General features: G+C 70.6%; 6 protein-coding genes, 2 tRNA genes and 2 pseudogenes. 8 read left to right on the top strand and 2 right to left on the bottom strand.

Going from position 1 to position 6,268, the window contains the following annotated elements:
- The 5 genes and pseudogenes from B7X32_RS17200 to B7X32_RS17180 all read left to right on the top strand — a co-directional run.
- Window positions 1-180, top strand: a pseudogene (locus B7X32_RS17200) (hypothetical protein); the annotation flags it as partial.
- Between the two features lie 117 nt (window positions 181-297).
- Window positions 298-984 carry a response regulator transcription factor gene (locus B7X32_RS17195; RefSeq protein WP_292722385.1) on the top strand — a complete coding sequence of 229 codons (687 nt, stop codon included), beginning with the start codon at window positions 298-300 and terminating at the stop codon, window positions 982-984.
- On the top strand, window positions 981-1,892 hold the full coding sequence (locus B7X32_RS17190; RefSeq protein WP_292722382.1) for a DUF4097 family beta strand repeat-containing protein: 912 nt from the start codon (window positions 981-983) through the stop codon (window positions 1,890-1,892). The genes B7X32_RS17195 and B7X32_RS17190 overlap by 4 nt, the downstream gene beginning before the upstream one ends.
- A gap of 65 nt (window positions 1,893-1,957) precedes the next feature.
- Window positions 1,958-2,031, top strand: a tRNA-Ile gene (locus tag B7X32_RS17185).
- A 51-nt stretch (window positions 2,032-2,082) separates the two neighbouring features.
- Window positions 2,083-2,155, top strand: a tRNA-Ala gene (locus B7X32_RS17180).
- A gap of 43 nt (window positions 2,156-2,198) precedes the next feature.
- On the opposite strand, the gene B7X32_RS17175 is transcribed toward B7X32_RS17180, so the two are convergent.
- Entirely contained in the window at window positions 2,199-3,623 is a 1,425-nt protein-coding gene (locus tag B7X32_RS17175; RefSeq protein ID WP_292722378.1) for a PLP-dependent aminotransferase family protein, read from the bottom strand.
- 61 nt (window positions 3,624-3,684) lie between these two features.
- On the opposite strand from B7X32_RS17175, the gene B7X32_RS17170 reads away from it, so the two are divergent.
- From B7X32_RS17170 to B7X32_RS17160, 3 genes are all read left to right on the top strand, one after another.
- Window positions 3,685-4,425 carry a hypothetical protein gene (locus B7X32_RS17170; protein WP_366247007.1) on the top strand — a complete coding sequence of 247 codons (741 nt, stop codon included), beginning with the start codon at window positions 3,685-3,687 and terminating at the stop codon, window positions 4,423-4,425.
- A 34-nt stretch (window positions 4,426-4,459) separates the two neighbouring features.
- Entirely contained in the window at window positions 4,460-5,281 is an 822-nt protein-coding gene (locus B7X32_RS17165) for a phosphatase PAP2 family protein (protein ID WP_292722375.1), read from the top strand.
- 360 nt (window positions 5,282-5,641) lie between these two features.
- Window positions 5,642-5,983 (top strand): hypothetical protein, encoded by a 342-nt coding sequence (locus B7X32_RS17160; protein ID WP_292722372.1) that lies wholly within the window; start codon window positions 5,642-5,644, stop codon window positions 5,981-5,983.
- 42 nt (window positions 5,984-6,025) lie between these two features.
- Here B7X32_RS17160 and B7X32_RS17155 read toward each other — a convergent pair.
- Window positions 6,026-6,268: pseudogene (locus B7X32_RS17155) on the bottom strand (Lrp/AsnC family transcriptional regulator); the annotation flags it as partial.

Genomic DNA, 6,268 nt, shown 5'->3' with positions numbered 1-6,268 from the left:
GACGGCGGCACGCTTTGGGCCCGGGTCGAGGACAACGGCATCGGCGGCGCGACCGTGCTGCCCGGCGGAGGCCTCGACGGGATCGGCAACCGCGTGCTGGCGGCCGGCGGCACGTTCCGTCTGGACAGCCCTGCGGGCGGCCCGACCAGCCTGGAGGTGAGCGTCCCGTGCGCATCCTGAGCCCCTCGCCCCTCGACCCGCACCGCGCCGCCGTCCCGAAGGAGTGCATTTCATGAGGATCCTGATCTGCCTGCTTCTCGACCAGCACCGTGACGCCGCTCTGAAGGAGTGCATCTCATGAGGATCCTGATCTGCGAGGACTCCGTCCTGCTCCGCGAGGGACTCGTGCGGCTTCTCGAGGACGCCGGTCACACGGTCGTCGCCGCGCTCCCCGATGCGACCGACCTCGACGAGACGGTCGACGCCACCGATCCGGAGCTCTGCATCCTCGACGTCCGACTCCCTCCGACGTTCGTGGACGAGGGGATCCGTGCGGCGCTCTCGTTGCGGAAGCGGCTCCCTCGGCTGCCGCTCCTCGTGCTCTCCCAGTACGTCGAGGAGCGGTACGCGAGCGACCTGATCATCGCGCAGGGTTCGGCGGGGCCGCTCGGCTACCTGCTGAAGGATCGGGTGGCCGATGTCTCCGAGTTCATCGAGTCGGTCGCTCGCATCGCGTCCGGTTCCACGGTGCTGGATCCTGAGGTCGTCGCGCAGCTGCTCACCCGCCGCAACCAGGACGACCGCATGCAGAGCCTCACCGAGCGGGAGCGCACGGTGCTCGCGCTGATCGCGGAGGGCAAGTCGAACCAGGCCATCGCCGCCACGCTGTTCCTCTCCGAGGCGAGCGTCGAGAAGCACATCACCGCCATCTTCCAGAAACTCGGGCTCGAGCCCGACGAGTCCGGCAATCGCCGGGTGCTCGCCACGATCGCCCACCTCTCCAGTGCCGGCCTGAACGGCTCGCAGACAGGAACGAACCGATGACGAACCTCACCCCTCCGAGCGCTCCCGAGCACGACCCGGCCGGCGCATCGGCGCCGCACGGCCCCGATCCCCGCGCGGCATCCCCCTCCCCGGCATCGAGCCAGGGCCGGGGGACGCTGACCGCGATCACGATCGCCGCCGCGATCATCGGCGGCGGCGCGCTGGTCACGGTCGGCGGCGGATCCGCTCTCGCGGCCGTCGCGCAGGTCGCCGCGAGCGACGGCTCGGCGGCGCGCAGCACGAGCGTCGCCACGACGGGTGTGACGGGTCTGAAGGTCGAGGTCGGGCGCGGGTCCGCCACGATCCGCTTCGACGACGTGAGCGAGGCGACCATGCGCGTCAGCGGCAGCGGCAGCAGCGACTGGACGATGCGCCGAGACGGCGACGTCCTGCGGGTCGACCGGCCCAACGGCCCGTTCGGCTGGTGGATCGGGGCCTGGTTCGGCGCCGATCCGCAGATGACGCTCACCCTCCCCCGGGAGCTGGAGGGCGAGCTGACCGCCGACCTGCAGCTCGATGCCGGCACCCTCTCGACGGAGGGTCGTTTCGACACGCTGACCACGAAGGTGAACGCCGGGTCGCTCTCACTCGACGGCGGCGCGAAGACCGTGACCACACGGGTCAACGCGGGGTCGGCGACGCTGCACCTGGACGACGTGACCACCGCGGATCTCTCGATGTCGGCGGGGGAGCTGAATGCGACGATCGCGGGCCGCCAGCCCGACGAGATCAGCCTGGACGTGAGCGCCGGATCCATGGACGTCACGGTGCCGACGGGCAGCTACGCGCTCTCCAGGGACTCGTCGGCGGGCACCATCGAGGCGCGTATTCCGACGGATCCATCCTCGGTGCACCGCATCGGCGCGCGGTTGTCCGCGGGCAGCATCACCCTGCGCGAGGGCAGTTGAGGGCCCCGACCTCCGCTCGATTTCGCGATCGTGTCAACGTCCGGTAAAGTCTTGGAGGTTGATACGGGGCTATAGCTCAGGCGGTTAGAGCGCTTCACTGATAATGAAGAGGTCCCAGGTTCAAGTCCTGGTAGCCCCACCGACATGTGAGCGGATCCGAGAAATCGGATCCGCTCATTCGGTCGAATGAGGGGCCTTAGCTCAGTTGGTAGAGCGCCTGCTTTGCAAGCAGGATGTCAGGAGTTCGAATCTCCTAGGCTCCACGGAACAGAACGGACCCGGTCTCAGACCGGGTCCGTTCCTGGTTCATACGACCGCTTCGGCGAGTGTCGAGGATGCGATCGTGCGCGGCGTGCCGGCGGTGACGCGCTGCCACGAGCCGGCGAGGATCTCGACGGCCCTCTCCAGCTCGCGCGGCTCCGTGGTGAACGGGATCCGCAGGTGGCGCTCCTGGCCGCCCTCCACGGCGAACCGCGGGCCCGCGCTGAGATGCAGCCCGTGCTCTGCGGCGTCGATCACGAGCGCAGAGCTCAGCGGCGCGCCCAGCCCTGCCCAGATCGCGACGCCGCCGTGCACCTGCGGCACGGACCACTCGGGCAGCTCACGGCGGAGCGCTCCGGTGAGGGCGTCCCTGCCGGCCCCGAGCAGAGCGGCGCGCTGCGGCAGGATCTCGTCGAGGCGGTGCACGATGCGCGTCGCGACGGCCTGCTCCAGGTCGGGCGTGCCCAGGTCGTGCGTCGGGCGAGCCGCGCGCAGACGGCGGATCACGTCGTCCGCCGCGCGGATCCAGCCGATCCGCAGTCCTCCCCAGACCGACTTGCCGAGGGATCCGACCCGGATCGTCCCGGTATCCGCCGCGCCCAGCGGCCGGGCGCGGGGAAGGCCGTCGATGTCGAGGTCGGCCGTCGTCTCGTCGACGAGCAGGAACGAGCCCGCGTCGTGGGCCGCGCGCTCGAACACGGCGCGCTCGTCGAGTGTCATCGAGCGGCCGGTCGGGTTCTGGAACTCCGGCATCAGGTACGCCAGCACCGGCCTGGTGCGCGCGAAGGCCTGTGCGGCGCGATCCAGATCCCACCCGTGCGCGGTCTCGACGGGAACGCCGACGAGGCGGGCGCCCACGCGACGGAACGTCTCCATCGCGTGTGGATAGCTGGGCGTCTCGATGAGCACCCGGTCGGCGCGGCGCAGGAGCGTCGAGGCGATGAGGTTGAGCGCCTGCTGCGCGCCCGTGGTGACCATGATCTGCGCGGGCGAGGTCGGGATCCCGAGCAGCGCGTACCGGTCGGCGATCGCGGCGCGCAGCTCGGCGTGCCCGAGGATGTCGTACCCGGCGCGGGAGACGAGCGCAGTGGCGGACGCCACGGTCTCGGCGATCACGCCGGGCAGGCCGGGCCACGCGGGCGGGCTGGCCTGCTGCAGGTCGATGCCCTCGCGGTCGAACCAGCGCGCCGAGGTGGTGCGCCCGAGCGGCCGGGTCACGCTGCCCGACCCCTGCCGGCTCACGATGTGCCCGGTGGCGCGCAGGGCGCGGTAGGCCGCAGCGACCGTGGTGCGGCTCACGCCGAGGGCCGTCGCGAGCTCGCGCTCGGCGGGCAGCGCCGTCTCCGGTGCGATCCTGTTGTCGAGGCAGAGCAGGCGGATGCCGTCGGCCAGGGCGTCGAAGGCGGGTTCGCTGGTGCGCCACAGCCCGAGCAGTTCGACGAGGGCGCGGGCGGAGAGCCGGGAGTCCATGAGGCCAGCCTAGAACGATTGGACTGGTCGCAACAGTCCAGTTGAGGATCATCATGGATCCATGACAAGACGCGTGCTGCAGCTGCTGATCGGGTTGGTGCTCTACGGATTCGGGTGCGGACTCACGATCGTGGCCGGCCTGGGCGTGGACCCGTGGACCGTGTTCGCACAGGGGCTCTCGCTGCGCACCGGCATCGGCGTCGGCTGGATCACCAACATCGTCGGACTGCTCGTGCTGCTGCTGTGGATCCCGCTGCGGCAGAAGCCGGGAGTCGGCACGCTCCTGAACGTGCTGCTCGTGGGCACCGCGATCCAGGCGACCGTGACGGTCATCCCACCGGCGCGCGGCCTGCTGGCGCAGGCGCTCGTGCTGGTCGCCGGCGTGCTCGTCGTCGCCCTCGCCAGCGGTCTGTACATCGGCGCGCGATTCGGGCCCGGGCCGCGCGACGGTCTGATGACCGGGATGAACGCGCGCTTCGGCTGGCCGATCTGGGCGTCCCGCCTCTCGGTCGAGCTCACCGTGCTCGCGATCGGGTGGCTGCTCGGCGGCACGGTCGGCGTCGGGACGGTCGTGTTCGCACTCGGCATCGGCCCGCTCGTGCACATCGCGCTGCCCCTGCTCGACACGGCGCGAACGGGCCGCGGAGGGCGCGAGGAGCCGGAGTCGCCGGCGATGCGGACGCGGATCCCCGAGGATGCGCGGCTTCCCCGCCCGATCCTGCAGCGCGGCGGCATCGCGACGCACGACGACGCCCGAGCCCTCGGCGACCTGCGGGCTGCGCGGGATCGCAGCGACTGGTGAGCGATCGCACAGTTCGACCCTGCATGATGGATGCATGGCGGCGAGACGTGGAGTGTGGTCCTTCGCGATAGCCGCCGTGATCCTCGCGGCCGCGTTCGTGGCGACGTACATCTTCTTCGTGCGCACCTACGTGGGGCAGATCGTCGACGAGCGGGCCTTCGTGGGGGCGTCCTCGCAGCATGACCTGGTCTATCGCCTGACCGGCATGGTGCTCGGCAACGTGCCGACCATCGCGATCGGCGGGGGCATCCTGCTCACGCTCGTGATCGGCCTGGTGACGCGACGATTCAGGCATCTGCTGGTCGCCCTCGCCGTGGGAGGGATCGCCGTGGTCGCCGCGGAGCTCGCCAAGCACGTGTTCCTGGAGCGCGCCGAGACCGGCGCCACCGACCTCCTCGGCAATTCATTCCCATCCGGGCATGCGACGGTCGCCGCCGCAGCGGCGTTCGCGATCTTCGTCGTGAGCCCCCCGCGGTGGCGCCCGCTGGCGGCGGTGCTGGGCGGCGCCTTCGCCGTCCTCACCGGAATCCTGCTCGTGATCCAGCAGTGGCACCGGCCGAGCGACGTGGTCGCGGCCTTCATGCTCGTCGCGGCATGCGGCTGCCTCGGCGGGATCGCTCTGCTGCTCTGGCGCGTGCCGGAGGCCGTCCCACCCGCACGCACGCTGCCGGCGCTGTGGTGGATCGCAGCGCTCAGCGCGCTCGCCTCGGGTGTGGCGTTCGTCATCATCTTCATCACCGTGCAGAACCACGGCAGCCATCTCCAGATCGCCTACGCGGGCGGCGGGGCGGCGATCCTCGCCGTGGGGAGCGCGTTGGCCGCCGCGGGGAATGCGCTCTTCCGACGGATTTCCTGACAAAGATCCGGGAGTCCCCTCCCGGTGCCGCCGACGAAAAGGGGAACGGCCTCCAGCACGGTCGCGGATGCTTTTCGCCGGCCGTTCCGGCACGGCGTCGTGGCACGCGGGAAAACAACCGGTGAACAGCCGGTATCGCGGGGATGGAGTCGGCCGGACCTCCCGTCGCGGGACGATTTCCGCATTCCCCGAGTAATCCACATGTGGATGAACCTGTTAATAGATTCCGGCGCCGCAGAGATTGTCATTCCGGAGGGGATCGAGCGGGGTGTGCGACGCCTCCGCGCGCGGGGCTCCGAGCCCGCGGAGGAGGACGCGGGGATTGCGCCGGAGGCCGGTCAGGGGTCCATACTCGTCGTCATGCCTTCCACGCTCTTCCTCGACGGAATGCGCTTCGCCATGGTCTCCTCGACCGCGAGCGAGGTCGATTCCGACGCCCCGACGACCTTCGACTACCACCAGGACGGCCGCCTGATCTGGGGCGAGTACACTGGCGACACCGTGACGGAGGGCCGCTTCGTCGGCGAGATCGCCGGGGCCGAGGTGCGGGTCTCCTTCGCGCATGCGCTGGTCAGCGACGGCTCCGTCGTGCGCGGGGACGCGGTGAGCCGCGCCGAGCAGGAGGACGACGGCCGGATCCGCCTCATCGAGGACTTCGCCGTCGACGGCATCGACCACGTGAGCGTCTGCCTGCAGGTCTGACGCCCGTCTCGACGCCCGCGCTCAGACGCGCTACGGCCGCGCTCAGACGCGTGTTCCGCGGCTCCCATCGGTACGGGTGAACCGCATCAGGCCGCTGTCGACGCCGATCGCCGCGCGCTGCGGAATCTCGTCCGGGAGCACGAACGGACGGCGGAACACCTCGCCCATCACGATCGCGGTCTCGACCTTGGTCACCTCGGGACGGTCGGCGATCGTGCCGATCACGAGCGACTGCATGCGCTCCATGTCGACGCTGCGGACGAGCAGCATCACGTCGTGCTCTAG

This window comes from Microbacterium sp. 13-71-7 (assembly GCF_002257455.1).
GTDB lineage: Bacteria > Actinomycetota > Actinomycetes > Actinomycetales > Microbacteriaceae > Microbacterium.
Note: the sequence above shows the minus strand (reverse complement) of the source record. Positions and strands in the feature narration are given on the sequence as shown.

What these genes read in the sequence shown, in the direction of transcription:
- B7X32_RS17195 (WP_292722385.1), top strand. Translation starts at nt 298, where the DNA reads ATGAGGATCCTGATCTGCGAGGACTCCGTCCTGCTCCGCGAGGGACTC.
- B7X32_RS17190 (WP_292722382.1), top strand. Translation starts at nt 981, where the DNA reads ATGACGAACCTCACCCCTCCGAGCGCTCCCGAGCACGACCCGGCCGGC.
- B7X32_RS17175 (WP_292722378.1), bottom strand. Translation starts at nt 3,623, where the DNA reads ATGGACTCCCGGCTCTCCGCCCGCGCCCTCGTCGAACTGCTCGGGCTG.
- B7X32_RS17170 (WP_366247007.1), top strand. Translation starts at nt 3,685, where the DNA reads ATGACAAGACGCGTGCTGCAGCTGCTGATCGGGTTGGTGCTCTACGGA.
- B7X32_RS17165 (WP_292722375.1), top strand. Translation starts at nt 4,460, where the DNA reads ATGGCGGCGAGACGTGGAGTGTGGTCCTTCGCGATAGCCGCCGTGATC.
- B7X32_RS17160 (WP_292722372.1), top strand. Translation starts at nt 5,642, where the DNA reads ATGCCTTCCACGCTCTTCCTCGACGGAATGCGCTTCGCCATGGTCTCC.